21 protein-coding genes are annotated in these 26,526 nt (G+C 42.4%); 9 read left to right on the top strand and 12 right to left on the bottom strand.

From position 1 onward, the window contains the following. Positions 1-13 precede the first annotated feature (13 nt). The 4 genes from L6773_RS03085 to L6773_RS03070 are packed head-to-tail and all read right to left on the bottom strand — an operon-like array spanning position 14 to position 6,300. Positions 14-1,309, bottom strand: coding sequence for a twin-arginine translocation signal domain-containing protein (locus tag L6773_RS03085; RefSeq protein WP_237852386.1), 1,296 nt, complete (start codon positions 1,307-1,309; stop codon positions 14-16). 18 nt (positions 1,310-1,327) lie between these two features. Next, on the bottom strand, positions 1,328-3,541 hold the full coding sequence (locus L6773_RS03080) for an alpha/beta hydrolase family protein (RefSeq protein ID WP_237852385.1): 2,214 nt from the start codon (positions 3,539-3,541) through the stop codon (positions 1,328-1,330). Beyond that, positions 3,538-4,971, bottom strand: coding sequence for a Gfo/Idh/MocA family oxidoreductase (locus tag L6773_RS03075; RefSeq protein WP_237852384.1), 1,434 nt, complete (start codon positions 4,969-4,971; stop codon positions 3,538-3,540). The genes L6773_RS03080 and L6773_RS03075 overlap by 4 nt, the downstream gene beginning before the upstream one ends. Before the next feature lie 60 nt (positions 4,972-5,031). After that, a complete protein-coding gene (locus L6773_RS03070; protein WP_237852383.1) occupies positions 5,032-6,300 on the bottom strand; it encodes an amidohydrolase family protein in 1,269 nt (422 codons plus the stop codon). Between the two features lie 343 nt (positions 6,301-6,643). Between L6773_RS03070 and L6773_RS03065 the strand changes: the two genes are divergently transcribed. The 4 genes from L6773_RS03065 (at position 6,644) to L6773_RS03050 (ending at position 12,306) form a co-directional block, all read left to right on the top strand. Continuing rightward, a complete protein-coding gene (locus L6773_RS03065; RefSeq protein WP_237852382.1) occupies positions 6,644-7,216 on the top strand; it encodes an RNA polymerase sigma-70 factor in 573 nt (190 codons plus the stop codon). Positions 7,217-7,219: 3 nt separating this feature from the next. Then, on the top strand, positions 7,220-8,173 hold the full coding sequence (locus L6773_RS03060) for a FecR family protein (RefSeq protein WP_237852381.1): 954 nt from the start codon (positions 7,220-7,222) through the stop codon (positions 8,171-8,173). Positions 8,174-8,179: 6 nt separating this feature from the next. Beyond that, positions 8,180-10,957, top strand: coding sequence for a TonB-dependent receptor (locus tag L6773_RS03055; RefSeq protein ID WP_237852380.1), 2,778 nt, complete (start codon positions 8,180-8,182; stop codon positions 10,955-10,957). Positions 10,958-11,250: 293 nt separating this feature from the next. After that, positions 11,251-12,306, top strand: coding sequence for a hypothetical protein (locus tag L6773_RS03050; RefSeq protein ID WP_237852379.1), 1,056 nt, complete (start codon positions 11,251-11,253; stop codon positions 12,304-12,306). A 564-nt stretch (positions 12,307-12,870) separates the two neighbouring features. On the opposite strand, the gene L6773_RS03045 is transcribed toward L6773_RS03050, so the two are convergent. Both L6773_RS03045 and L6773_RS03040 read right to left on the bottom strand, forming a co-directional pair. Further along, positions 12,871-13,395, bottom strand: coding sequence for a fasciclin domain-containing protein (locus L6773_RS03045; protein WP_237852378.1), 525 nt, complete (start codon positions 13,393-13,395; stop codon positions 12,871-12,873). 250 nt (positions 13,396-13,645) lie between these two features. After that, positions 13,646-14,299 carry a protein-L-isoaspartate(D-aspartate) O-methyltransferase gene (locus tag L6773_RS03040; RefSeq protein ID WP_237852377.1) on the bottom strand — a complete coding sequence of 218 codons (654 nt, stop codon included), beginning with the start codon at positions 14,297-14,299 and terminating at the stop codon, positions 13,646-13,648. Positions 14,300-14,464: 165 nt separating this feature from the next. Here L6773_RS03040 and L6773_RS03035 point away from each other — a divergent pair, with 165 nt between their 5' ends. Next, the gene (locus L6773_RS03035; RefSeq protein ID WP_237852376.1) at positions 14,465-15,130 is read left to right on the top strand and encodes a WbqC family protein; all 666 of its coding nucleotides are present in this window, start codon (positions 14,465-14,467) and stop codon (positions 15,128-15,130) included. Between the two features lie 133 nt (positions 15,131-15,263). Here L6773_RS03035 and L6773_RS03030 read toward each other — a convergent pair whose 3' ends face one another. The 4 genes from L6773_RS03030 to amaB form a co-directional block, all read right to left on the bottom strand. Continuing rightward, entirely contained in the window at positions 15,264-15,680 is a 417-nt protein-coding gene (locus L6773_RS03030; RefSeq protein ID WP_237852375.1) for a type II toxin-antitoxin system VapC family toxin, read from the bottom strand. Further along, positions 15,680-15,916, bottom strand: a complete 237-nt coding sequence (locus tag L6773_RS03025; protein ID WP_237852374.1) for a type II toxin-antitoxin system Phd/YefM family antitoxin — start codon at positions 15,914-15,916, stop codon at positions 15,680-15,682. Before L6773_RS03025 ends, L6773_RS03030 begins: the two co-directional genes overlap by 1 nt. A 207-nt stretch (positions 15,917-16,123) precedes the next feature. Further along, complete coding sequence (locus L6773_RS03020) at positions 16,124-17,482, bottom strand: serine hydrolase domain-containing protein (RefSeq protein WP_237852373.1); 1,359 nt, start codon at positions 17,480-17,482, stop codon at positions 16,124-16,126. 244 nt (positions 17,483-17,726) lie between these two features. Beyond that, positions 17,727-19,247 (bottom strand): L-piperidine-6-carboxylate dehydrogenase, encoded by a 1,521-nt coding sequence (gene amaB / locus L6773_RS03015; RefSeq protein WP_237852372.1) that lies wholly within the window; start codon positions 19,245-19,247, stop codon positions 17,727-17,729. Positions 19,248-19,604: 357 nt separating this feature from the next. Between amaB and L6773_RS03010 the strand changes: the two genes are divergently transcribed. The 4 genes from L6773_RS03010 (at position 19,605) to L6773_RS02995 (ending at position 22,556) form a co-directional block, all read left to right on the top strand. Next, on the top strand, positions 19,605-20,387 hold the full coding sequence (locus tag L6773_RS03010; RefSeq protein ID WP_439653417.1) for a TrmH family RNA methyltransferase: 783 nt from the start codon (positions 19,605-19,607) through the stop codon (positions 20,385-20,387). 78 nt (positions 20,388-20,465) lie between these two features. Then, the gene (locus tag L6773_RS03005) at positions 20,466-20,747 is read left to right on the top strand and encodes a type II toxin-antitoxin system RelE/ParE family toxin (RefSeq protein WP_237852370.1); all 282 of its coding nucleotides are present in this window, start codon (positions 20,466-20,468) and stop codon (positions 20,745-20,747) included. Between the two features lie 13 nt (positions 20,748-20,760). Continuing rightward, positions 20,761-21,060: a HigA family addiction module antitoxin gene (locus L6773_RS03000; RefSeq protein ID WP_237852369.1), complete on the top strand. Its 300-nt coding sequence runs from the start codon at positions 20,761-20,763 to the stop codon at positions 21,058-21,060. 161 nt (positions 21,061-21,221) lie between these two features. Further along, positions 21,222-22,556 (top strand): PhoH family protein, encoded by a 1,335-nt coding sequence (locus L6773_RS02995; protein ID WP_237852368.1) that lies wholly within the window; start codon positions 21,222-21,224, stop codon positions 22,554-22,556. Between the two features lie 136 nt (positions 22,557-22,692). On the opposite strand, the gene L6773_RS02990 is transcribed toward L6773_RS02995, so the two are convergent. Further along, positions 22,693-25,176 carry a TonB-dependent receptor domain-containing protein gene (locus L6773_RS02990; RefSeq protein WP_369431156.1) on the bottom strand — a complete coding sequence of 828 codons (2,484 nt, stop codon included), beginning with the start codon at positions 25,174-25,176 and terminating at the stop codon, positions 22,693-22,695. After that, positions 25,157-26,524 (bottom strand): HTTM domain-containing protein, encoded by a 1,368-nt coding sequence (locus L6773_RS02985; RefSeq protein WP_369431154.1) that lies wholly within the window; start codon positions 26,522-26,524, stop codon positions 25,157-25,159. Before L6773_RS02985 ends, L6773_RS02990 begins: the two co-directional genes overlap by 20 nt. Positions 26,525-26,526: the final 2 nt, after the last annotated feature.

Genomic DNA, 26,526 nt, shown 5'->3' with positions numbered 1-26,526 from the left:
TGAGTAAAAAATTTCATCCCTTTAAGGTATCGTCAAACCAGGCATATGCATCCTTCTGCATCAGTTTGTCGAATTTGTGCCCGCCGGGATAAAACGAACACTTATACTTATCAGAAACACCGGCTTTGTCATAAACTTCCCGCAGGATGTCATCAGCAACATGCATTTCCGATAGCGTGAACAAACCGTCTTCATTGCAGTTTTGAACAAATGTTGCATTCGGCAGGTTAAGTCCCAGGATTTCCGGAAAATCAAGTTCATTCGGCAGAATAGGCGCGTAGGTCATCCATGTATGAGTAAACGATTTTGCAACAACCAAATCTTTCCAGGTAGTCATAAAACCCATACAGACCGACGATTTAATTCGTGAATCCATCCCGGCCATAAAAACCGTTCGCATTCCTCCACCGGAAAGTCCGCCACAGCCAAGCCGGTTTTCATCCACATCATCCCTCCCGGCAAGAATATTCAACGCCTGTTGATCTTCGGCAAAAAACACACCCGGCCAAGTGGTTCCCGCACTGAAAAGCGACCGCGCCATCACACTCTCATGCGATCCAGCCCAATCGTTATAAGCTTCAATATTCTCGGGATTTTCAGGATTATCATCCGTAAGACCATCTCTCAAATGCTCGGGCACATCTTTCAATAGAACTCGTCGGCTTGCAAAGGGAAATGCATCCGGCACCAAAACCACGTATCCTCGCTTGGCAAGTTCATTGGCCCATGCAACATCCTCATAATAGTGTGCCTGGTGCTCTTCAATTAAGGGATGCCTGCTATCACTTGTGCGTGTGATTTTTCGCTTGCCAAAGTATTTATTCCCTCCATGGTCATGAAATGCCAGGACACCCGGAAGCTGACCTGTGGAACCCTCCGGTTTCAATAAAATCCCTTCGCTTCGGGGGCCATAAGGCAGCTGCCAGCTTATCTCTTCAATGTGCAATCCATCATAGCTGTGTTGTTTATCCACAGATACAGCCGGTGTAGGTCCAATATCTGGCACTGCAATTCGATCGGCATATCGTTCCCTGGCAGCTTTTTTCCATTCATCTACATCACTCCACTGATCCCCCCTGAGTGAGTGAGAAGGGATTTTTCCCTCTATCATAGAAGCCGCCCAATCACCATAAGCACCGATCAAAGTTTCATCTCCATTATCCATATTTACATTCATAGACAGCGAATTTCTTTTGTCTTTTTGATCCGTATTCTTTGCCAAAGCCATATTTCCGAATAAGCTACCACCGGCAAAGCTCAATCCTGCCAACCCTGCTTTTTTGATAAAATCCCTTCTGTTGTTTTTCATCTTACTATCTATTTTCAGTTAATTGTTGATCCATTCTTCTAAACTCTCAAATATCTCATCTTCGGTTTGAGGGCCGGTTATTCTAAAATTTTCTGGGAGATTCGCTTGATCATATGTTGCGTGAATAACCCGTGTATCTTTATCAATGTCTTCTTCATCTGCCGGGCCGTTAGCTCCATTCACCGGGTTGATCATCAACAGTTTTCCCGGAGCCAGGCTGGCCGCCAAACCGGGAAGGTCGTAAGATTGCATAGAGCCAAGAACAGCACCGGCCGTAAAACCAGGATCGTAATATTTTGTTGATACCAATGACCGATATGAGATCAACGGATCAATCAGAGCCACCCGGCTAAAGGAGTTTGAAATAGCAGCAGAATGCAGTAAACCTTGTGACATCTCTTGTACGGCTACGCTGTAAATATCAGAAAATGAATTCTTCTGCTTTAAGAGTTGAGTCAGCCGGTTGATATCTCCGGCACGAATTCCAGTGATGCTTCTGTCAATTAAAACAGATGCATGCCACTCTTTTAATAAATTCCCCGATCCTCCCGGTGACGTTTCTCCAGTACCGATCAGATCGGGCGCCAATACTGTAAATCCTTTTTGAACAAACCATTCTATTTGGCCCGATTCAGAAGCTTCTGCCATTTTTCCGTTCGGATGCAGGTAGAGAACCGCTTTGTCATTTGAATTTTCAGGAACTATCAACAGGTATGGAATGGGATACTTACCTTCCCCTTCTAAAAAATACTTTTCAATAACATAACCCTCTCTCTGTATTCGCCCCGTAAAAACAGGCTCTTTAATTGATTCCGTTTCCCTGTACCCAGATAAATTTTTGGCAGACTCTACAATTTCTGATAAATGCTGATCAAGATTTTCTCGATCATTCTTTAGTTGGGAAAACTGTAATTCTGCTTTTTCGCGGTTTAAGTCTGAAATTGTTTTTCCACTCAATGATGTAAAAACCTGTCCGGTTTCTGTAACCTGGTTATCTTCATCCGATAAAATCTCAACATCAACATCTTCAGAATTGCCCGGGTTGTCGAGAACATCCTGGAAAAAACTGTACATCGCTTCCCTGTTTTTTTCAGTGGATCCATGCTCCCCGAAATCCTCAACCATTTCAAAATGGTTTTCTTCATTATACGCTGAGTAGATTTTTAAAACTTCATTCGCAGTTTCGCGCGCACCCTGAATACTAAAATAATCTTCCGTAGTTGCAATCATTAATGTCGGCTTCGGTGCCCGAACCGCCAACAAATCTGCATGATCGATCCCATTTGCAATTCCCCCTGCAAAGACCTGTTCAGCGTCCTGCGGACCAATAGATTGCAAAAGACGCGTAAAATTTGTGATATAGGATTCCGGGGCTGCCGCATAAATTCGATCATCAAAGGCGGCAATATAGGACGATTGCGTTCCGCCGCCCGATCTTCCTGTAATTCCAATTCTTTCCGGATCTATCTCATCCCTGGTTAGCAAATAATCAACAGCCCGTATTCCATCCCAAATCATGATTTGAGCTTGGGTATTTCCCGTGATATAACCTTGTAAGCCGGAGTAAGAATGTCCACCGGCCGGACTTCCAAATGATGATGGTACTCTTTCGTTACCAAAATTATACTCAAGACGCTCTCCCTGGCCAACCGGATCAAACGCAAATACGATGAAATTTTTATCAACAAGATTCAGGATTTTATGCTGATAGATTTCACTTCGATACCCTTCTGCCGTATGACCGCTTACATAGATCACTACCGGTGCTTTTTCAGTAAGTCCGTTTGGAATAAAGAGAGAAGATGTGACAAAAAAATCAGGCTGGGATTCAAACACAATGTGTTCAACTTTGTATGTATCCTTTTGGATAGTTCGTTGTATCCTGGCATTTAATGATGTCTTTTCCGGAAAGGGTCCAACAATGCTTTGTAACGCCTCTCGAATTTCTCCCTGCCTTTTTTGCCAATCGGAAAGAGATTCCAATTCAGACAGATGTTCTTTTCGACTGTTAAGATGTTGGTATGCCTCATCTGCTAAGTGATGGTATAAAGCGTTTTCTACATCACTATAATGCAGCCACCTGTTATTCGAAGATTCTCCGCGTAAGACATTCAGTTCATCTTGAGCAAATGCATGTTCACTCAAGAATAGAAACATGGGTAGCACCAAAACCAGTGCCTTGCCAACTCTCCTAAGGAGATCAAACCGGGCTATTTTCCAATTCTGTCTCATAAAAGGTTCGTTGTTCCTCCATTTTGAATCGAAATATCGAGTCCTCTTGAATTGGTCTTCCAGGCTCCGACCGTAAAATCCGGAACTTTCACCGTTGCTCCCTGACGGGCTACCGACCATTCACTTAAGGGAGTAACTGCACTGTAAAGAGCAGCATCATACACATCTTTTTCTAAAGGCAGCCCATTTCGCAAACAATCGATTAATCGCCAGTCACTTGCAGTTACCCTGGCATACGAACGGTCGCCTCTTCGACCACCGGCCTGCTGTACTTTCTCGTTAAATTTCTTTGTTATTTCAGGCGTATACTGTTCCATCAACGCTTCAAATTCCTCTTCGGGAACCCAGCCGTCATGACTCATCGCAATTCTCGACGGTTCTGCTTCGTAGATACCTTTATCTCCGCTAATTAGGTGAAATCTTCTGCCGGGCCGCGGGGAACTGATATCATGTTGCAGCATAATGGTTCGCCCCTTCTTTGTCCGAATGACGGTTGTATTCATATTCCCCCGGAACTCCAGACCAACAAATGCTTCATAATAATCATCCCTCTCTGCCAGCTCTTCCATCCTGTCTGCCATCGTAAAATCGTTGCTGGAGATGGAAACCAGGTAATCCATTTGATCGCCATAGTTCAGATCCATCATTTGTGACAAAGGCGCCAACCCGTGACCGGGATAAAGATTTCCATTCCTGTTGATGTTTTCTTTGAGTCGCCATGGCCGGTAGCCAAACCATTGGTGGTTGTCTTCATCTCTTACCCATCTGCCATCATCAGAAACCCTATCGTGGATATAATGACCTTCGGCGTGAATTAACTCACCAAAGAAACCATCGCGAACCATATTCAACAGTACTGACGATATTCCGCCGTGGCAATCGCTACTCTCCATGAAACAGTGCTTTCGGGTTCGTTCGGAGGTCTCAACAACCTTCCAGCATTCGTCCATCGTTACTCCTACAGGAAGTTCTGTAAAAACATGTTTTCCATGCTCCATTGAAAAAACGGCAATTTCTGCATGCAGATCCCAAGGTGTTGCGATATAGATGAGGTCAATATCATTTCTGCTGCACATCTCTTTCCATGCGTCATCACTCCCGGAATATTGTTCCGGATCATGATCTGAAAAATCTCGGAGAGATTGGATGGTATTCTCTAACCTGTCAGTATAAAGATCACATAAACCAGTAATCTCTACACCTTCAATCACGGCCATTCGTTCAACTGTACCCGATCCCCTGCTGCCCACACCCACAAAACCGATGCGTACCCGATCCAACTTTGGAGCCGCATAACCGTGCATGTTAAAATGTTGTGATTCATTTTGCTTGAACGGTTGTTCGCTCTGTGCAGTTTTTGAGGCGCCAATCAGCATCCCGGCACCTGCCAAACCCGCTGTCTTTAAGAAATCCCTTCGATTGCTATTCATTCTTTTGTATTCGTTTGATTGATAATTTTAAATTCTGAAGTCGGTTGAAAGCATATTTCCTTAAACAGGCTCCCAATTCATGAGTCGCAGGGCATTTCCCCTGTAAAGCGGTTCGAGTACTTCATCCGTCAAGTCTGTGCCGTAATATCTCCACCAAACTCGTCCGGGCATGTGCTCGTCCGCACTTTCCAGCAACCGCCACCATGCTTGATACATACTTTTTTGCATACCCATATCAGTACCAAAAAGCACACGTTCTTTATAAGCCGTAAAAAATTCCTTTGCTGCTCTCGGTGTTCGGCCTATCTCATAGTCCCGGGCCGAGATGTCCACAAAAAGGTTTGAATGCTGATCGAGCAAATCAGACAACCTGCCCAAATCATTTCCTAAATTTGCTAAATGGCAGGCTATAAAAGTCGTTTCCGGATTTTTTTGAAGAGTTAGCGGCAGTAAATCCAAAAGCTCACCATAATGAAGCCCATCACTTTCGTGTTGATTAAATTGCTGATAGATCGGTGTCCTCTCCTGGAACACATCCGGTGCCTGCCATGCCGACGGATGATCGGCGATATGAAGGTTAACCGGCATATTCAACTCGGCAGCTTTCGACCAAAGCGGAACCAGGCGATCATCGTTGGGGTGTAAACGCTCGTCAGGTGCCAGATCCGGATCTCGCGTGATTCCAAATCCTTTATCCGTAATTTCACCAAGTCCACGCGCTCCCATTTCATAGCAACGTTCGAGTTCACTTACTGCGCGTTCCGGGTAATCCGGTTGATCAATTCCATCTGACAATATTCCACAGTAAAGTTGAAATCGATCCGGGTAATCCGTCAAAAAGAAATCAACAACCCTGTCAAAATCTTCACCCACCTCCCCGGTATGAACAACTGACAACTCAACACCTACTTCATCCATATCATCAACCCAGTTAGCCAGGGCTACTTCGGGCGATATCTCATTAGCAGATTCAGCATAATTGTGGATATGCACATCAATAACGGGAAACTTCGCTTGTTCAATAAATGTCTCTTGTGCAATTACTGAAGATTTCGGTGCATGATCTTTCAGCAGAACATGATCCATAGGCCCCGGTCCGGATGGCACCCCCGGCCCTCCCCAGTCGCCATACTTAATTCTCTGCCACTCCGGATCGGAATGCCAGTCTTTTTCAGGTATTCCTTCTACAGTTTCACTTTTTTGGCTACAACCGACGGTAACAATTCCCAACCCGGCTGCACTCAACCCCGCAACACCTGTTATTTTTAAAAAATCCTTACGACTTGTCCCCATACATCTCCCGGCCTTATTTTTTTTCTTATTATTCATGAATAAATAAACTCCGCATTCAACATGTTACTTTTATTTATTTATTTTTTTACCAAATCAAACACTTTAATCTTCTTTTGTTTGCTATTTTTTATAAATACGTAAAAAAATATAACAAAAGAAAAATATTCCGATCTCATTTCATTAGAAATTGAATAAGATCTCACCTGATCGATTCTAAAGAATTAGAATGAGTATTTAATAGTACACTTCTTTAAGCTACTTGACTTACAATTAGCTCAATTTTTTATGATTGATAAGTCTCTTTTATAAAGCTGAAAATTAATTCTGTTATTATTAGGTATCATCCCATTCACTTGTGTATTAAGGGTAGAGTGAATTCATGAATCGACCAGAAAAGGAACAATTTGAACATTGGGCGGAGAAGATCTGGCAGTCGGACAGGCGCGCGTTCGACAGCCTGTTTCGATCTATGTATTCGCAACTTGTAAATTTTGCTGCTACATATACTCATGAAAAATCTTCAGCCGCCGATATTGTACAGGATTCTTTTATCTCACTCTGGCAAAACAGAACATCGATCGATCCCGGGCAATCTTTGAAAGCTTATTTGTACCGAATTGTTCGCAACAGATCGTTGAATTATTTGCGTAACCGGTCGTCTGAAATTGCACAGTCTGACATTATTGTGGAAGAAAGATTGCAAACGGCCGAAGAGGTCAACTCAAATGAAAAAGCCGATGAGTTGTCTGAAAAATTTAGTGAGTGGATTGAACAACTGCCCGAGCGCCAGCAAGAGGCATTTGAACTGAGCCGGTTCGAGGGATTGAATCACGAAGAAATTGCATCGGTAATGGACGTATCGCCGAAAACTGTGAATAATCACATTGTAGCGGCTTTGAAACAACTTCGGAGCTTGTATGAAGAATACTCAGGGAAAAGCAGTCATACTTGAATCATGAAAAATCAAAATAAACACAATCATAATGAAGCAGATCTTGAAGATGTTCTGAGTCAGTTTGCAGACGAAGAACGGGCCGGTGCAAAAGATATCTGGCAGAAGAGTAAAAAAGCCGCCCGCCGAGAAGATATCGTTTCTGAAAAGGAGGTAGATGAGGCTTTAGAAAATGTTCACTTCCGCATAGAACAGGAAAAACGATCCCGTAATCAAGGTTCGAGCATATCAGGATTTATTCTTTCAAACGCACGATATCTTGTAGCAGCTGTGGCTCTTATTATCCTCGGGTTTGGATTTTTATTTGTACCAAAGACAGTAACGGTTCCAAATGCTGAAATAGCTGAGATAAAGCTACCGGATGGGTCTTCTGTTGAGCTAAACAGCGGATCAACCCTGCAGTACAACCGGCTATTTGCCTTCACGAATCGCGATATCACACTGAATGGAGAAGCGTACTTCTCGGTCGAAGAGGGCGAGGATCCCTTTATCGTGGAAGCTAACGGCTCGGCGACGGAAGTAACGGGTACAGAATTTAATGTTCGTTCCTGGGCGGATGATCCGGCAGTTGAAACAACGATAACCGTAACCGAAGGAAGCGTCCAATTCTATCCGGTTGATAACAGTTCAAAAATAGTCTCACTTCAGGCAGGACAAACCAGCAGGCTGAATATCGAAATGGGTTCACCAGCTCAACCAACTGCCTCTTCTGAAGAACATCTGGCATGGAGAGATAATAGATTGGTCTTTCAGCAATCACCGCTGATTGTAATTTTACACGATCTTGAACGCAGTTTTGATGTTGAGATAGAGTTAGACGTTGAAGATATGGAGTATGAAACGCTCACAGCATATTATAACCAGCCTGCAAATGTCGAAACAATCCTGGAAGATATATGTACGGTGAAGGGACTGCGTTTTACAAAAACTACAAGCGGTTATAGAATTTTTAAATAATCCGGCATGATTCGTTCAGGGATTGCAATTACTCTTACCGTTCTTCTTTGTTTGGGCTTGAACTCTGTATCTGTTGGCCAGGATTCAAAGAAAGAGTTCGTTTCGTTCGAGTTTAGCGGAGAATCCCTGAGCGAAGCGCTCGATCAGATTATCAAAAGAACGGAAATCGATCTTGTGTACGATCCTAAAATTACGGAAGGTATTCACATCTACGAGCGCATCAACCCAAAAAATACCGACGAACTTCTAACACAACTTCTTGAAGATCACGAACTTGATTACATCATCCTTTCATCCGGAACCTACGTAATTGTAAAGTCCTCACGCGGAGGACCTTTCTATGGAACCTTTGCCGGTAAAGTCGTGGACAGTGAAACGGGTGAACCTCTTCCCGGGGCTACAGTCATGCTTGCAGATGCATCGGGCGGAACGAGTACGAATCACTCAGGTAACTTTTCAATTAATAAATTACTGAGCGGCACGCATCGAATTACTTTTAGTTATGTAGGTTATGAACCTGTTTCGAAAACTATTCAGATCCGCCCCGACAACGAGTTGACGGAGCGAATCTCACTAGAACGAAAACCAGTAGATGTATTGCCGGTAGTTGTAGAGGCACACAGGGCAAAAATTCCTCATCATCAAAATCCAACAATGCCTGTGAGTTCAGAGTTAAACACTGTAGGGGTGATGAGAGATGCGATCCGGAATCTAAACCTGATGTCGGGAATTCAATACGGCCTGCCGTTAACTGATCTCCACTTGCAGGGCGGGCAACAGAGTGAACACAGAATTTTGCTGGACGGTGTTCCGGTGTATAATCCATATAGTTTTGGTCAGATGTTCAGTTCCTTTAGCCCCTATGCTATTGGAAATGTAAGGGTGCACAAAACCGGGTATGGTGTTCAGGCGGGCAGCCAAATTGCCGGGTTGATTAATCTCTCACATGATCTACCTGCAACCGGAAATAAAAGTATTGTTCTGCAGGGAGATCCGCTCAGCACGAATCTCAGAGGTGATCTGTCGTTTACCACAGGCGAAGAGTCCTCACTTCAAATTATGACTGCCCTGAGAACCAATTTTTGGGATATCTACAAAAACCCAACTTTAGAGAATACACTCCAAGATTGGAATACTATTGATCCCCTGATCACCAATGCTGTGGGAGATATTGAGTATGATGCTGCTGCATACGAACCCATTCGCCACAATTCAGACATTAAATTTTTTGATTATCACCTGGCTACATCTTATAAAATTGACAATTTCAGTTCCATTTCTGCTTCACTTTATCTTGCTGAAAACGAAGTAGAAACCAGGCTGCTAAACCAGCATAGAAGTAATACCGGGTTGTCTGCGGCCCCCTATCTCTACGCGAGTGATGGCTACCAGTGGAATAACCTTACAGCACAAATTTCATGGAATGAAATACTGACTCCCAGGTTTGATGTTTCCACCCAAGCCAGCTACAGTATCAACCAGTTTGAACATCAAAACAGAATGGGTACGGCGGATTACCCGATTTCGGTTGGCAGTTCCGGCCGTAATTTTAATTTAGATAGTGCTTTTTCTGAAAATTCAACACCTCTTCCAACTCAGTTTGACGGAAACGAAATTCAGCATTTCATCCTTAAAGCCGATGGCTCATACAGCATTTCTCCACACCTTTTAATTGAGGGTGGTGTACAACTTGATCGCGTGACATCCGGAATAGATATCTCTAATCTGAGTTATTTCCCGGCCCGGATCGACCAGTCTGCAACCCTGCTTAGCAGTTACCTGAATACCAAACATACTTTCGGCAGTTACTGGAATGTTGAATGGGGATCGCGCTTTACATACGCTGCTCTCTCAAATCAAGTATATGCAGAGCCCCGTTTTACCGTTCAGTTCGATCAACCCGAATCGAATATTGGATATTGGAGCGCCAAACTCTCCGGTGGACTCTACAGGCAGTTTATCAATGAATTTCAGGTTACCAATTCGGGCCCCACATCTCTGGTTCCTTCCTTTGCAATCTGGTCATTGGCTAATGAGGATAACATACCCAAAGCATGGCATTTGAATGGATCAGCTTTGATAGAACCCTCATCAAATAGATCGATTAAGTTAGAGCTATACTACAAGTGGCAGCCGGTTACAAATATAACCTCATACTCGAATTTGAGTTCACAGGAGAATCTGTCGGTCCAAAATGTTCAGGTTAGCGGCATTCGGGCTTTTGCAGAAACAACTGAGATGAAAGCGTGGGGAGGCGGGATTAAAGTGAACCAAAGCTTTGCAGACTCAAATCTAAAATTGAAAACCGGTTACGATTACAGTTACTCCCGGATTGATATGGAATCGCAATTTGGACGAATGATGCCGGCCCCCTGGAATGAACCACATCGTACTCAACTCAGGATTTTATGGCGGATGATGCCCGACCTGGCCGTTACTGCAAAATGGCAGGGAATCTGGGGGAGAAAATGGGCTTTCAGAAAATCTTATTACGATTTTCTTCGATACCGTCAGTTTGAAATGCCAACAAATTTTTCATTCAATACCCCGGAAAATGATAAAATGAGTTCCTTCCAACAGGTTGATCTTTCTTTCATCTATCAACCCACTCTTGGTAGTGCAAACCTGGAAGTTCGGCTGGAACTATTAAACATCCTGAACCGGGAAAACACGCTCGAAAAATATCTACAGCCGGTTCAAAATGGAGAAGAAACAATTTACCGAGTTCGGCACAGGAGCCTGCCGGGGTTTCATCCAACAATAAGTTTGCAGGTGGAGTTTTGACCTTGATTCATGGGATTTTTAGGATTTTCCTTGATTACTTTTTCTGAGGCTGTCCAAAAAGGGTGTGAGATGAGCTGGAAAACTTAATTTCGTCATGCCGGACCCCGATCCGGTATCTCCAAGCCTGATGAACGGCTTGAGATTCTGAATCAAGTTCAGAATGACACCTTTTTTGGACATCCTCCCAAGCCGAAGCTCCGCTTCCAATAAACAACTTCAAATCAGGGTAGGTACTGGTTGGAATTGATGTGTACTAAGAATGAAACCTTATTAACTATACAGATTTTATCATCATGTATCGCCAATATTCGTTTCTTCTTGTGCTTCCGTTGATCTTTACATTGTCTGTACTTTTTTTCCTTCATTACAACAAGGGAGCGGAAAACACGAAAAATCAAAAAGCGGTAAATGCTGTTATTGGCAATAAGAGTTTTTTGCATGTTTTTGGAAAACAGCCTACCGATGAAGTTCCTGAACAGGTCCGCATTAAAACACATTTGCAGTATGTGGAGAGCATTCTTCGAAATCGGGCGGTGGATCATCTTACTGAAGAGCAGCAACGAAATCGGTTCACGCACCTGAATCATCTTCGCGAATATTACCTGGCGGGAGAATTTCCTCACAATGATGGCCACCCCGATTCAAGACGCCCAACCTTTATCAGCAATGATGGTGATATCTGTGCAGTGGGATATTTGATTGAGAAATCGTTAGGACGAGAAATCGTGGAAAAGATTAATCAAAAATATAAGTACGCTTACATCACAGATATTGATGCCCCGGTTTTCAAAGAATGGGTGAAATCCTCCGGATTTACGATTCGCGAATTGGGAATGATTCAACCTATGTACGGTCCTTCCATCATAGAAGAGGTGGAGCGGAATGAAAACAATATCGATCTATCCTATGGTATTGGATCATCTGTCTTAACGGCTGCAAATATTCTGTATCACACAAACAATCCAAACGAACCCTGGCTATTCAACGAGAGATCGTCTAAACATTGGTTTGGACTTGCGGCAGGCAGCGGATCGATTTTAATAGGTGCTTTAAATTTTGATAACAAACGGTCTTTTACAGAAACAATTGGAAGTGAAGGAGCATGCTTGGGATTTAATTGTCCGGCAATGCGTAAAGTGACTGTAAAAAATGACACCCGGAGAGTCCTATCCATCGCAAATATGGGAGTGGGATTGGTTACGGTTTTGAGGGCCGGTTATCACCTTATTAAAAGAACAGATCCAAGAGAAAAATCATCTTCATCGTCATTTGGAGTGACGCAACTTGAGCCAGGTTTCCTACAAAGAAGTGAACGTGTGCCTGCTTTAGAGATGCAGGTTCGATTTTAAATTTTACCCCAATCATGCGCAGTCCTGAGCCCTTCTTTCAGTTAGTGAGGGCTGCGCATTTTTTTAATAATCTTTGACTAGTACTTGGGCGATTAGAACACCAAAGAAGGTTTAAAACTTCTGTTTTTTCGGCTGTGAACTAATTCCGGGATATTGTGAAAGTAATCTCTAAGCTTCCTGGAAATGGATCTTTCTCCGGGGTGATTTTATGTGTCATAAACTTACCCATGAGACGGAAAATATGACCAGAGGATGATTTTTTAAAAAACCACAACTACTTAAGAACAAGAGATAGCAGAATCTATAAAAATGTCACTATTAAAAAATACTGATGGATATGACGCGACTAAGAAATTTGTATCCAGTATGATTCAGCGGAATTACAGTCGATTATTTTAGAGTTGTTTGATACACTTATTTTATGCGAGAATTGCTTCGATTGTTACACTCAAACTTACGTACTTGAAAAATAATTAAGGGGATAAACACTATTCTACTTTTTAAAAAAATAAGCCATCTACATATAAATGCAGATGGCTATGTTTGCAAATGGAGCTGATAATTTTAGTATGAAGAGCTTTCTTCTTCGCTTGGCATTATTACAGCATCAATAATGTGTACCACACCATTATCGGCTTCAATATCAGCCGTAACCACGTTGGCATTATCGATAGAAACGCCTCCGTCCAGATCAACTGTAATACTGGAACCTTCAACTGTCTCAGCCATCATACCATCTTCCAGATCGGTCGACATCACCTTTCCGGGCACTACATGATAGGTTAAGATTTGGATTAACTTATCTCTGTTCTCTTCCAAAAGAAGTGATTCAAGTGTTCCATCAGGCAGAGCTGCAAAAGCTTCATTCGTAGGGGCAAAGACCGTAAAAGGGCCTTCGGATTGAAGGGTTTCAACAAGTCCTGCAGCCTGAACAGCTGTGACAAGTGTTGATAGGTTATCTGCATCACTCGCTATACTTACAATATCATGATGGCTGGCATCTGACTTTTCAGTATCAGTAGATAGAGGTGTTGCGGCAATAAACAGCATCACCGAAATTGCAACAGTTATTATTTTTAAAAGTTTCATTGAATTGGGGTTTAAGAATGATTGATATAATTAGATGCTCTCGAGAACTGCAGGAATAACATCTGCCCTATACCTTGAATTCCCGCTCTTTAAAAAATTTAAAGCAATGGATAAATCACTCCTAAATTGTTGTGATAGAATTGAATAGTGGCTTAATGATTCTTCCAAAAAAATATATTTTGAAGAAATAATTATGAAGATGAGCAGAATTTTGTGCGTGACGGGTATAAATTTGTTGTTGATCCAGTGATTAATCCCAACCCTTCTCTCCAATCAATGGTACAAACTTGAAATGTTGAAGTCGTTCCTCATCGTACTCATTTTCCGAGACGCGTGTAATCCGAACCATCACCTGGCTATTCTGATTGCCGACGGGTACAATCAGTCTTCCCCCAATATTAAGTTGTTCAACCAGGTCTTCCGGAACAACGGGTGCACCGGCCGTTACAACAATACCATCATAGGGAGCATATGCACTCCATCCCAAAGTTCCGTCACCCAATTTTAACTGAGGCCTGTATCCGAGCCGATGAAGTTTTTCTTTTGCTGTATGATAGAGTTTTTCCTGGCGTTCAACGCTGTATACATCCGCACCCATCTCGCATAAAATTGCCGCCTGGTATCCGGACCCGGTCCCAATCTCAAGAATTTTCTCTCCCTTCTTTACCTGTAAAAGTTCTGTTTGGACTGCAACCGTATAAGGCTGTGAAATAGTTTGTCCCGCCCCGATAGGCAGTGCTGTATCTTCATAAGCTCGATCTTCCAAAGCAGTATCTACAAACTCATGTCTTGGAATTTCCCGGATTGCAGCCAACACATTCTGGTCTTCAATCCCCCGCTTTTCAAGTTTATCGGCAAGAGCATTACGTCTTTGTTTATGTTTTCGATTGGAATAATTCCCCATAAAAAAGAAAAACAGTTTTTATATACAGTTACATATTAAAATAAGGCATCTACCCTTGTGAAACGAATTTCAACGTGCATTTTTAAACGGGTATTAAATCGGTAATTTGTTTTTGGAATTACTTGATTCGTCCTAAAATGAATTTCTGAATTTGAAATACAAGAAATGATACTTGCATTCCTACAACCAACCATGATACCCAATCTTCATGATTTGGCAATTATTCTCCATTCAGATCAGGTGGTTTTACAGGATACAGAAAAGTGGTCGCGTAAAAGCCGGGTACACCGGGCAAAGATTCGAACTCCGGAAGGAACACAATATCTCAATATTCCGGTGGTAACTGAAGATCGCGACAAACCTATTCACCAAGTTCGAATCGACCATTCTGAAGATTGGATTGAACCACTCCTGCGATCCGTGGAATTCAACTATCGAAACAGCGTTTATTTCGATTTTTATGAGCCGGAGATTCGTTCGGATTTTGAATCTGCCACTGCATTCGATCTTTTATTGAATTTCAATCTCTATCTGCGAAACAGAATCTTCAGATTTCTTGAAGCGGAAAATCTCCCTGGATTTGTCCTTGCATCCAATTTAAATGATTATAATTCTGACCCCGATCAACTTGCCAAAAATTTGAATGCTGACCAGTATTTCCAGGAACCGGGTGCTCGTCATTATCAGCGTCAGGGCAAGAACAAATCAACAATAAAGTTTAAACACCCGGAATACAGGCAACATTTTGATGGATTCGAACCCGATTGCTGTCTGCTGGATCTGCTATTTCAGTACGGCCCGGAGAGTTTTCGAGTGGTTGACGACTTGTAACTCGGCTCGCCGAGCCGAGAAATTAGACCGGATTAGACATTGGATTTTTCAAACCACCTCAAAATGTTGATTCAGATATCACTTTCTATATTTCCACAGATTTACTAAACGAAAAAAAAACCATGTCTTCGTTTTACATCTTTGTAAGACGAACATTCAACTTTTCAGCACTCTTCAACAAAACTTGATCAAAGGTAAATAACTCCAGCTTCAATTCGTTTGTAATCCCCAAATGGATTGAATCAAGTGTTCTGAGTGCCGTGGATGAGGTTTGAAGAACAAACTCAGCACTTTTAAAAATGGCTGGCGTTAACTCAATTACATTGAAAAGACCATTCTCCCGATGATTTTTAAATAATTGGAATGCATTATCCACATCCCTTGAGCTGATCTCATTCATCCTTTCTTTCTTTTTAACAGCTGAAAGTATTTCGACATCAGTTATCCAGCTAATAAATACCTGGTCAGCTTCCTGAAACTTATACTGAACAAGTTCGCTTTTTGGTTCAGGTAAGTAGTAAGCTACGAGACAACTTGTATCAACGTACATCAATAACGTTCTTCTCTTCTCATTTCACTGACTTCTTCAGACATTGACTTTCCCTTGACGGTTATTTTCTCTCTGAATTCAGATAAATCCGGAAATTCTGAGGTTTTACTTTCCACCGGCAATAATCGTGCAATCGGCTTGGAGTGTTTGGTGATAATAATCTCCTCTCCTCTCTCTGCCTCGGAAAGATATTTCGCAAGCTTTTCTCGAACCTCATTTACCTGAACTTTTTTCATAACTTTAATTTATGTACAAAAATATATGTACATAAATTAATTTTAAATCTTGTTAGTTTCAATAAGTTTTAGACATGGTATTTTTCCGTAATGTCTCGGATTTTGATAGTGATTTAATATTTTTAACTATTTCAGAACTCGGGGCCAGCTCTAAAAAATACCATGTCTTACTTTCACTTCAGTTCGCAAGCAATATTTAGACTATACTTATTTCTGAGTGAATTGATAACTTTGACCACCCTGCTGAAGTTCAAAACCTTCATAATTTCCATCGATAAGGCTGTTGAAAATCATCGTAATTCCAGCGGGATTAAACTTCATTACTCCACCCTCAAAAGCTGAAAGCGGAAAAGCTCCCTGACCCGTTGCTTTCGCTTTCAAAACTCCCTCCTCAATAAATACTTCAATCTCAAGAGGAATATCATCGGACGTATAATAACCGGTGTATGCCTGAAGTTCATTTTCTGATAACTCAACAGGTTCAGGTTCATTCGAGAAATCCGGAATCTCAAAATCGTTATTAAACAGGATACTCAGGGTTCCGATAGCTATGTCATTCAGAGAATAGTTCACGCCGTTTCCAAGAAGAACGAACGTGAGATCCTCTTCCGGAAAGTGGCCAGATGTGGATTGGAAACCGTCAATTCCACCATTATGCCCCCAGGCAAATCTTTTATTAAACGGTATCCGAAAAATGCCTAATCCATAACCATCTTTGAGGTTTTTCATCTTTTCAAGTGACTCCATCGAAACCAACTCGCCATCAAATAAAGCGTTTAAGAATAATCCAACATCGGTTGGCGTAGAAACAATGGCACCGGCACCGTGCGGAACTGACATATCTGTTTCGGGACTTTCTTCCCATTCATCTTCGGTAAAGCTGAATGACTGAGCTTCCCCACGGTCTGAAGATATATCCATCCCATTGTACGTTTTTTCAAGCCCAAGCGGTTCTACAATCATATTTTGAAGAGCGTCTGCATAATCCATCCCTGTTACATCCTCGATAACATATCCCAAAATCAAGTAGCCGGAATTACTATATTCCATTTTTTCACCCGGCTCGAAATTAGTTCCATACTCAATCATCCGGTCGATCATCTCTTGGCGGGTTGAGCCTTCGGTGTAATAGTCCATGTATTCCTCAACGCTTGTTATGCTCACCAAACCAGATCTGTGATGTAAAAGATGCTCTATTGTAATTTTATCGGCATTGGGTATCTCAGGAAAAAATTCACTTAGATGATCTGAAAGGCTGATCTCTCCCTGCTCCACTAGTTGCATTAACATGGTTGACGTGTACGTCTTCGTAATGGAACCTATTCTGTAAATGGTATTTATATCAGACGGCTGTCCCCGGCTCGCCATTCCGTAAGCATTTTGAAATAGTACATTATCATCCTCAAGAATAGCAACCGATCCCATAAATTTGTCACTTTCTTCAAGTGTGGTTAGATATGTATTTAGTTTTTGTTGATCAAAAGTGTGCTGGGCTTCTGAAAGCTGTGGTTGCAACAGAATTAGACATAGAAGTAATCCGGTTATTCTTGATGTAAATTTGTTCATCTTATTCTTTTGAGGGATTCATATTTTATGCACCCGTGGTGTACGAAATCTCATTTTCAAAGTTTAGAAATCGGGAAAGAAAAATGCTGTTTACGTATCAAATTCAATACCATGTACAAGTAACGCAACAAGTTTTAGACATTGTATTTTTCTTACCATTCAAAAACGCCAATACTAGTACGCGCTTTTTAGAGTTTGAAAATTATTTGCCAATTGAAAAAAATACAATGTCTTGGTGAAACCTCTACACATCAAACTCAATGCCCTGTGCAAGAGGCAGTTCATCGCCCCAATTGATGGTATTCGTCTGCCGACGCATATACGCTTTCCAGGCATCCGAGCCGGATTCGCGTCCGCCGCCGGTCTCTTTTTCACCACCAAATGCTCCGCCAATTTCTGCGCCACTCGTCCCGATATTAATGTTGGCAATGCCGCAATCCGATCCCCGATGGCTCAAAAATGTCTCAGCTTCACGCATATTCAGCGTAAACATGGCTGAACTTAATCCCTGCTTTACACCATTGTGATATTCCATCGCTTCCTTCAATGATGAATATTTGATGAGATATAAAATCGGGGCAAACGTCTCTTCCTGAACGATTTCGTAATGATTTTTTACTTCACAAATGGCGGGCTTCACATAATGACCTTCCATATTTTCAAGCACTTCCCCACCGGTGATAACCTTTCCCCCTTCTTCTTTGATCTGTTTGAGTGCATTTTGCATCGCCTGCACTGCATCCTGATCAATCAGCGGACCGACCAATGTATCCTCATCCAGCGGGTCCCCGATTTTAATACTTTGATAAATCGAGACCAACCGATCTTTCAATTCATCAAAAACAGATTCGTGAATGATGAGTCGCCGGGTGGATGTACAACGCTGGCCAGCCGTTCCCACCGCTCCAAAGACAACCGCACGGACCGCCATTTCCAAATCCGCATCTTTACTGATGATAATTGCGTTATTGCCACCCAGTTCCAGGATCGTTTTACCGAGGCGGGCTCCAACGGTCTGCGCAACCTGTTTACCCATTCGGATTGATCCGGTTGCAGAAATCAACGGAATTCGTTCGTCGGTTGTCATCCATTCGCCGACCTCTCGGCCGCCTGTTATCAAACTAAAAACGCCTTCCGGCACATCATTTGCTTTCAGAACATTTCCGATGATATTTTGAACCGCAACTCCGCAAAGTGGCGTTTTTTCGGATCCCTTCCATATGATAGTATCGCCGCAAATGGCTGCAATCATGGCATTCCAACTGTAGACTGCAACCGGAAAATTAAATGCGGAAATCACACCAACGGGACCCAACGGATGCCACTGCTCATACATTCTGTGTTGAGGTCTTTCGGAGTGCATCGTTTTGCCATACAGCATTCGCGACTGACCCACGGCAAAATCACAGATGTCGATCATCTCCTGGACTTCACCCAATCCTTCCTGGTAGACTTTGCCCATCTCGTAACTGACCAATTTCCCCAGCGGTTCTTTGTATTTTCGAAGCTCTTCACCAATCTGCCGAACAATCTCTCCTCTCTGCGGCGCCGGCATCATTCGCCACTCTTTGAACGCCTCTTGTGATTTTTGTACGACTTCTTCATACTCACTTTTTGTCGTTTCATAAACTGTGGCAATCTCTGATCCGTCGGAAGGTGTATAACTTGTAATTTTTTCCGAAGTTACATCCTTCAAAAATTCTTGTCCGGTTGATGTGCCTGAATTCTCATGTTTAATACCGAGCTTGCTCAAAAAATCTTTCATGTCTTGAATGGCTTTTATTTGAATATTTCTAGTAAGATATAGGGAAAGTAGTTAAGTGAAAAGGCAGATCTGGTTTCTGGTTTCTGGTTTCTGGTTTCTGGTTTGTGGTTTCTGGTTTCTGGTTTCTGGTTTCTGGTTTCTGGTTTCTGGTTTCTGGTTTCTGGTTTCTGGTTTCTGGTTTCTGGTAAGAAAAATCTAAATCTTTTTATATAATCAATGGACTTATTAAGTAAGTAGGACTTCAGGCTGGCGCAAGCGTCTCGCTTGTGCCCCACACGACACCGAAGAACAAGCGAGACGCTTGCGCTATCTTTAGTATTTTCACTTTTGCGTTTTCACTTTTTTTACTTCACACTTATGATTAAACCCGCATCGAACAATCAACTGAAGAACTGGAAAAAACTTCTGATGGGAAAATATCGCAAGAGGAGTGGTCAATTCCTGGCCGAGGGTGTTCGGTGTGTGGAGCAAATTCTTGAGAATGGTAAAATAGAGGTAGAAGAGTTGATCATTCAAAAAGGCTGGAATCCTGAGCAGCTATCAATCAAAAGAGATCTTTCGTTTTTTGAATTGGAGTCTTCTGATTTTGAAACTGTTTCGGATACCGATAACCCCCAGGGAATTGTTGCTGTCTGTAAAATTCCGCAAGAATCGAGTGTGGAAAATCTAAGCCAAAAATCAGGAGTAATACTCGCTATCGACGCTATCCAGGACCCGGGAAATTTGGGGACAATCATCCGAACGGCTAGCTGGTTTGACGTGACAGGAATCATATTTGGAACCGGAACTGTGGATTCCTTTCATCCTAAAGTGGTTCGGAGTACGGCAGGCGCGACCGGTGTGTTACCATATATCTCTGGGAATCTGAATGATCTGTTAACATCCTTCGAAAAAGAAAATTGGACGACTTTCCTGCTTGATGCAGGTGAAGGATCAAAAAATCTTGAAGAGAGACCGAAATCAGAGAAAAGTATTCTGGTTGTGGGAAATGAAGGAAATGGAATTTCTGATGAGTTATTCAGAGATGGCCGACATTCGATCAAAATTGATGGAAAACCGAATCAGGTGGAGAGTTTGAATGCGGCGATTGCTTGTTCGATTGCTCTTTATAAGTTTTCAAGTAACTCATCGACGTTCTAAGACTCTTTTCTAAATTTTTGACACATATCTAAAATTTTTTACTTATTTTTCGCGTTAGTATCGTATAACATAAGTAAAATGATTAAAAGCTTTAACGATAAGGAGACGGAGTTAATTTGGAATGGCATAAGATCTACAAAACTGCCGCCAGATATTCAATCAAAATCCCGTCGAAAATTAAGGATGATAAATAATGCTCAAAGTATAAATGATCTTAGTATTCCTCCAGCAAATCGATTGGAAAAGCTAAAAGGTGATTTAAAGGATTATTTCAGCATCCGTATCAATCAACAATGGCGTATCATTTTCCAATGGAAGAACGATGATGCGTATCAAGTTGAGATTATAGATTATCATTAAAAACCCAAGTGCAATGGAAAAGTTACCGAACATACATCCTGGTGAAGTGTTGAAAGAAGAGTTTTTAGATCCTCTCGGCATCTCCGCTTATCGGCTGGCAAAAGAGACGTTTATGCCACAAACCCGGATTAGTCAAATTATCCATAAAAAGCGAAGTATTACCGCTGATACTGCTCTTCGGCTTTCCAAATATTTTGGAACCAGTGCTAAATTCTGGTTAGGCTTGCAGGATGATTATGATCTTGAGGAAGAAGCAGAAAGCAAGAAGAAAGACTTGGAAGAAATCAAATCTCTTGAAATGAATGCTGTATAAATTGCTCAAAACAATCCTTTATAGATTTAAACCAAATCAGAAAAGTCAAATAAACTCTTCGTAAAATTTTTACAGGGAATTGATTCTGTGAGTTTGTTTGATTATTGTTGTTTTAATACATCACTACAGACACACATCTCTCACACAAATTTGTATGGCCTATGCCCAGACAAAAGAAAGCGAAGAAGATTTTCGTACTCGACACATCCGTTCTTTTATATGATTCTGAAGCTGTAAAGAACTTTGAAAAGCACGACATTGCTATTCCCATAACCGTGTTGGAAGAGTTGGACTCTTTTAAAAAAGGAAATACGGTCACGAATCTTCATGCAAGAGAATTTATCCGCTACCTCGACAAAATTACCGATGCCAATATGATCCAGAAATGGATTCCACTGAATGGCAAATCACATGGAAAAATCAGGGTGATCAGCAACGAAGGAAGCAAAGTGGATGCCGCTGAGGTATTCGGGTCTCAAAAAAATGATCACCGCATTCTGAATTCAGCCCTTAAGCTTCGAGAGGAAGAACCAGACAAGAAAGTCACGCTGGTTTCGAAAGATATTAATCTTCGTTTAAAGGCCAGAGCATTGAGCCTGGATGCCGAGGATTATGAGACGATTCGCATCAAGGATATCAATCATCTCTACCGCGGCAAGACTGATCTGAAATTTGAAGACAACAGTCATATCAACGATCTGTATAAAAAAGGGCAGATTGATTATGAAGAGATTGATCAAACGAAGCCTGTCAGCAACCATTACTATATTCTGAAAAATCACTCCAGTTCGGCGCTTGGTTATTATAATCCGGCGAGTGAGAAAGTAGAGTTGGTCAATCCGAAAAACGCTTACGGTATCACACCGAAAAATGCCGAACAAACCTTTGCGATGCACGCACTGATGAATCCGGAGGTTCTGCTAGCTACCATTACAGGAGCGGCAGGAACAGGAAAAACACTGCTCGCACTGGCATGTGCCCTTGAGCAGCGACGCGAATATCGACAGATCTATTTGGCACGACCGATTGTGCCGCTAAGTAATCGCGATTTGGGATACCTTCCCGGCGATGTTAAATCAAAAATTGACCCTTACATGCAACCATTGTGGGACAATCTGAACATCATCAAAAATCAGTATAAAGAGAGCAGCAAGCAGTACAAGAAGATTGATGAGATGGTCCAGAATGAGAAACTCTCAATTGTACCGCTCGCATATATCCGCGGACGAAGTCTGAATAATGTGATATTTATTATTGATGAAGCTCAAAACCTAACGCCGCATGAAGTAAAAACGATTATCACGCGCGCCGGGGAAAATACGAAGATTGTATTTACGGGTGACATTTTCCAGATCGACACACCGTATCTTGACACACAAAGCAACGGCCTCTCCTACCTTGTGGACCGCATGAACAATAATGATGTCTATGCGCATATCAACCTCGAAAAAGGAGAGCGTTCGGAACTGGCAAATTTGGCGAGTAAGTTTTTGTAAAATCTCTCCTTCAGCAGATACAGAGTTTTTCAATTGTTCTTGGAAAACTCAGAGAGGTGTTCTCATGGCGAAGGAACATCCCCCGAGTTCACTTCAACAGGCACGAGCGAGACGCTCGCGCCATCTCTATTTATATTCACGAATCCAGCATAAACTGCAACGTCACATAATAGGTACGTGGCGGGGATGGAATAATTCCGGGACCGGGGTAACCGGTCGCTCGTCTGGTAAAGTAACTCTTATCCAACAGATTGTTGATCCCCGTTTCAACCTTAAACATTTTGTATGACCAGGAAAGCGACAAATCCAGAATATCGTAAGCTGGAATCTCCCCTTTTATCCCACTCTGATTGTCATTCACATTTTGGAGTGCGTTGGACGCATCCGTGAACTGCTTGGATAGATAGGTGTATTGAAGGCTGCCCAACAGATTTTTATATCCAAACCGGATCCCCGTTTTGAGATTTATCAATGGTATAAATTCCACCTCATTACCCTCAACTCCCGGAATATCCGAATCGAGGTATTCTGATTTTGTGATGGCCGTGTTGGCATATAAGTTCAAACGAGCATTTCGGGCATCAAAATCAAGTATCGGAAGCAGGTTCAGATCCACCAAGGTTTCGAGGCCATACATAAACGCCTGTCCGATATTTCCTCGAAATCGCACTACCCGTCCGGTTTCCTCAAGCTCACCATCTGCATTAACCCGTGTTTCTGCCCGAAGTACTTCCCCGAGGCGATCGTCGTACATCAGTCCGAATCCTCCCACATCAAAGGAAAGAACATCATTGATATTTCCCCGAACCCCAAAATCTGTTGTAAATCCACTTTCATCTGAGATATCGGGATCAACCTGGAATGTCGGATTTACGACTCGAATATCGTTAAATGTGACAGACCGGTAGTTCTGCGAAAAATTTCCATAGAGTTCAATACCCGGTTTCGGAAGATAGCTCACACCAAGACCCAACAATACAAATGAGCGATCGAATACTCGGTTATCCTCAAACGTTTGATTTTGGATGGGGTTTCCGGCCAGGTCAAAGTTGACGCGTTTATACGATCCCTCACTCTCTGTTTTGATGTATTCAAAACGAAATCCGGGTGTAATCGAAAAGTTATCTTTCAAGTAAAAAATGTTCTCACCAAATACCGCTGCATTCCGGTTGGGAAACGTAAAGTTCGATTGATTCGGGTAGTTTGGAAATGCATCATCAGCCAAAGAAAAATTAGCCTCAGCTCCCGCTGTTCCGGGTCCCTGAACGGATGTGTTCTTGGATTGATAATATTTTGATCCGATCAGGAATACAGCGTTTTTATCTCCTAACTTATAGCGCTGGAGGAACCGGGTTTCCACTCCCCAATTCTTAAAGTTTCCGAGAATCAGGTCACGAGGAGCGTCCAAATCATCCTCCTGGGAAACACGGTTCGTACGAAATCCCACAGATTTTCGGGAAGCATCCAAACCAAACACCGTTACACTCAACCTGGATTGATATGAAAACCGGTGATCTAACTTTACCGATGCCAGTTTCCAGTCTACTTCAAACCAGTTTCTTGTTCTGTTGCTGAAGGTTGGATCCTCGTAAAACTGGGCATCCGTCAAACCGCCCGGTTGTTGAGCCAGGTAATAGAGGTAGGTAAAATCGAAACTGACCGTGGTTTTTTCAGCCAGTTCTACATCTTTATAGAGATAGAAATTACTTGATTCGAAACCTGAATTTGGCCTGAAGCCTTCGCCATCTTTGTAGTTGAAGTACCCGTAATAGCCTACCTTCCCCACGGTTCCTCCAAGGCTATTGAAACTGGTGAGCAGACTATTTGAGCCGACCGATTGCCGGGATCGCCATTCAATATTTTTTGCGGGATCGGGTTTTCTCATCTGGAAATTGATCAACCCGCCAAACTGCGTGCCATATTGAAGGGAAGCGGCCCCGCGAATCACCTGGATCTCTTGAAGCGCCTCAGCCGGAGGGGTGTAATAACTCTCCGGGTAGCCCAAAACATCGGCACTGATATCATATCCATTCTGTCGTACATTAAAGTTCGACGAGCGATTTGGGTCAAGCCCTCTCCCACCCACATTCAACTGTAACCCGGCGTCATTCGACTCATAAATATTGAGGCCGGATATTTGTGAATAGATCTGGCGTGCATTATTCGCTGCCGTATTCCCAACTACCTGATTGACTGAAATCACCTCGGTTTTCTTGCCGGCAAAAATCGATGTACCCTCCACTTCACGCAATCGTTTGATTGCAAAAATCTGATCCCGCTGATCAATTACGGCTACTTCCGACATCTCCCGGGCCAGCTTTTCAAGCTCAATATCTAAATTGACATTTTCCCCATCCACAGCAACCGTTTTGTTCAGAATTTCATAACCCAGAAAAAAGAAGTAGAAATTGTATTCTCCATTCGGGAGATTTTCGATGACGAATTCTCCATCTCTATTCGACTGGTATGATTTACCAGCAGCATTGTCGTAGATATCAACACCGGCCAACGGTTCGCCGGAATTCTGATCTGTGATGGTTCCCGAAATAGAGTGTTGAGAGAAGGCAACAATTGGGCAAATAAATAGAATTATAAAAAGACTAAAGTCCTTTAATCTCATCATCAAATGGAAGTATCCAGGTTCGGTGTTTCAGTGATGGTTCGATTTCAGTCAGATCTGCATTTGGGTCCACATACGGACGGCTTCTTCTGCCATTTAGCGCTACGAAACTCTCTACATAAATTCCGGGATCTTCAATCCCTTTTTGTTGGTAATAATCTTCGAGGTGATGCGCATACTCGAGGATGAAATCGGGCTGAGCTGCCATCTGTTTTTCCTGGAATCGAGTGAGAAATTCGGTGTTATCAACGTAGAAACTCTGATCCGATTCAGAATCTACAACTTTAAAATTGGCATAACCGGCTTTCTCCATAAGCATCACCCGCCATGAAAACCGGAACCCCTCCTCTGTCCAAAATAGCTCACCGGGATAGAGCAGATATCGAAACGGAATTAATAGTTGGACAATAAAAAATAGTGAGAGTAAACCAATACTTGCTTTCCTGGTTATAGTGCTGGAGAAGAGATAAGATCTCGCATTATCAAACCGATCTTTTTGGATTTTAAAGAATCTTGAGATCCGACTCAGGATGGTATTGTGAAGTTTCGGCTCAAAAAAGATCAGCGCACTCACTATCATGATGTACGGGAACATGCCGATCGGAAACAGAACTCTTGTCAGAGCATGAAAGACGATCACAAGGACGAATGCAAACAAGCGGGTTCGTTTCATCAGTAATAGAAACGGAATCGTCAGATCGTAGAGAGCTCCGGCCCATGAAAATGCATAATGAACCCATGTTTGTTGGAGAAGATCACCCAAAATTGGAAGTGAATAGTTTGCCGGAAGCCAGATTTGAAGAGGCATCGCTCGAAGCAACCAGTCTGAATTCAGTTTCGCTAAACCGGCATAAAAGTAGACTATTCCCAAAAGTAATTTGATAGAATCAATGGTCCACGCAGGGACTTTTTGAGCCCGAAGCGATTCATTTTTCCAGGCATCAACCGAGTAATATGCGTGGGCAGGAAGAAAAATCATCAGAAAACTGAGAATACTGATGAAGTAGTAATGATTCAGATAGGTGGTTTTGTCCATCAGTTCGATGTAGGTAAAACTGAGGAAGAAAACAATGATTGCTGCCCGGTATTTATACCCGATGGAAACGAAAATGGTTGAGAGACCGCAAATGATGAAAATCAAATATGTCCATTCGCCAATCGGCTGGACCCATTCAAAACCATAGTATGAGAAAAAGAAATCCGGCTCGATGTATAGTTTATAGATCCATCCATTTGCGGCAAACCGTATGATACTGATGAGCATTAAAATCCCGAAAAAAATACGAAAGACAGCCAGTGGCGCCGCATTCGCTGTCTTTCTTAAATACTCTTGAAGGGTGGATTCTATGC

The organism is Rhodohalobacter sulfatireducens (assembly GCF_022012475.1).
GTDB lineage: Bacteria > Bacteroidota > Rhodothermia > Balneolales > Balneolaceae > Rhodohalobacter > Rhodohalobacter sulfatireducens.
Note: the sequence above shows the minus strand (reverse complement) of the source record. Positions and strands in the feature narration are given on the sequence as shown.